This window comes from Planomonospora algeriensis (genome assembly GCF_977012225.1).
In genome coordinates, this window is sequence record NZ_CDRNDK010000738.1 from 1 (window position 1) to 2,091 (window position 2,091).

Consider the following 2,091-nt stretch of genomic DNA (forward strand, 5'->3'; position numbering starts at 1 on the left):
GTTCAACCTGCAGATCCGTGCACTAGGCCGGACACACATCTGCGGAACGCAGGCCCGCCGAACCGGACTTGATGGTTTCCCGATCATTCGGCTCTCCAGTGATCACTGCGTGAGGGGGCGAGCCGGGTCTCGGTGGATGAGGTCGTGGCAGGAGGCACAGACCACAAGGGTCTTTCTGCGCCGGGTGGCCATGGCCTTGGCCCACTGGGGTTGAAGCGGTCCGGGCGCTCCGAGTTCTGCGAGTTTCCGGACGTGGTGGACCTGGACCTCGCCGGTATGTCCGCAGATCTCGCAGATAGCCGCGAGGAGCCGGGCCAGCAGCTCCTTTGCGGATGGGTCGCGTCCTCGGAGCGGTGTAAAAAGCTCGACGAGGTAGGTGCCGTGGGTGGATCTTAAGCGGCCTCGACAGTCGCTGCCAAGGCTGGCTGGTCGGCGGGGTGAAGCCGGGTCGGCGGGTGCAGGAGAGCGCGCCGCAGGTCCTGCAGGACGCGCAGCCCGGCCGGGGTCATGGTGAAACCGCGCCAACCGCGTGAGGCCCGGTCCAGCACCGCCCAGACCAGGGACACGCAGGAGGTCTCGCCGGGGAAGCGGCCGATGACCTTCACGCGGCGGCGGGTCTCGCCGAAGGTCCGCTCGATGAAGTTGGAGTGGCGCACGCGCTTGTGGTGCTCGACCGGGAAACGCAGGTAGGTGGTCAGGCTGCGGCGGTCGGTCAGCATGCTCTTGACCGCCGCCGGGTAGGGGCGGCCCCAGGTTTCGGCGAAGGCGTCGATGCGGGCCTGCACCAGTTCGACCAGGTGCTGGCCGGGCGCGACGGCCGCCTCGTCGAGGCCGGTCAGGTCGAAGATGCTCCAGTAGGCGGCCTTGACCGCGGTCTGGTCGGCGGATGAGACCTTGGCGGCGATGTTGCGCAGGCGGTGAACGAGGCAGCGCTGGCGCAGCGAGGCGGGGAAGACCTGCTCGGCGGCCGAGATCAGCCCGGGGGCGCCGTCGGAGACGATCAGCAGCGGCGGGCGCAGGCCGCGGCCGACGAGCTCGGTCAGGAAGTCGTGCCAGGCGTCGGTGGATTCGGCTGCGGCGGCGGCCAGGCCGACGAAGACGGGCTTGCCGGCGGTGGTGATGCCCCAGGCGGCCAGCACCGGTTCGGCCCGGCTGCCGTCGTGCATCTTGAAATGCGAGGCGTCGACGAACAGGTAGTCCAGCTCGATGCCGGTCAGGTCGCGCCGGCACCAGGCGTCGTATTCGGCGACGATGGCCTGGCAGATGGCCGAGACCGTGGACTTGGACAGGGCGGCTTCGGGGCCGAGGGCGTCGGCGAGGGTCGCTTCGACGTCGCGGACCGACAGGCCGCGCACGAACGAGGCGATGACGAGGGTCTCCAGGGCATGGGTACGGGTGACGCCGGTGCCGAACAGGCGGGAGGCGAAGGCCTCGGTGGTGCCGCGGAGTTTGGGGCGGGCGATGGTGATCGGCCCGGAAGTGGTCTTGATGGTGGTGGGGCAGTGGCCGTTGCGGTGGCCGGGCCGCACCATCGTCTCCTCGCCGGCCGCTGTGGCGCGCTGGTAGCGGGCGCGGCCGAGGAAGGCGTCGACCTCGGCTTCCACGGCGGTCTGGATGATCAGGCGGGCGCCCAGGCGGGCGACGTCTTCGAGGACCTCGACGAGGTCGCGGCCGTCGGTGAACAGGGCGTCGATTTCGGCGCGGATGGCCTGGGTGGGGGATACTCGACGGGTCACGGGCGTGGGACTCCTTCGTACGGAACTTGGCGGTTCAGTACGGAACCTACGCTCGTGATCTATTTACACCGTATCCGGGACGCGACCTTTGCGGATAGTCGACCCGGATCGGCTGGCGGCCGATGACCGTAGCCGTTTTCTGCCGGTGGAGCGTGATCTCTCCGAACCGAGCGACCAGTGGCTGTCTGCTGTCGCGTTCGAGGCGTGCCTCGAAGCAGGTGCGCGGCCCGTGCGGTGTCTGGATCTTGGCCTTGTGCTTCCTGTCCATCTTCGACACCGGCGAACAGTGCTTGCCCGCCAGGCCTGCGTTCCGCAGATGTGTGTCCGGCCTAGTGCACGGATCTGCAGGTTGAAC

Annotated in this window: 2 protein-coding genes; both read right to left on the reverse strand. The window is 68.8% G+C overall.

Annotation, left to right across the window (positions count from 1 at the left end):
- Positions 1-102 precede the first annotated feature (102 nt).
- A complete protein-coding gene (locus ACWJ6R_RS35225) occupies positions 103-321 on the reverse strand; it encodes an HNH endonuclease (RefSeq protein WP_449066359.1) in 219 nt (72 codons plus the stop codon).
- A 71-nt stretch (positions 322-392) separates the two neighbouring features.
- Positions 393-1,736, reverse strand: coding sequence for an IS256 family transposase (locus ACWJ6R_RS35230; RefSeq protein ID WP_449066358.1), 1,344 nt, complete (start codon positions 1,734-1,736; stop codon positions 393-395).
- Between the last annotated feature and the right edge of the window lie 355 nt (positions 1,737-2,091).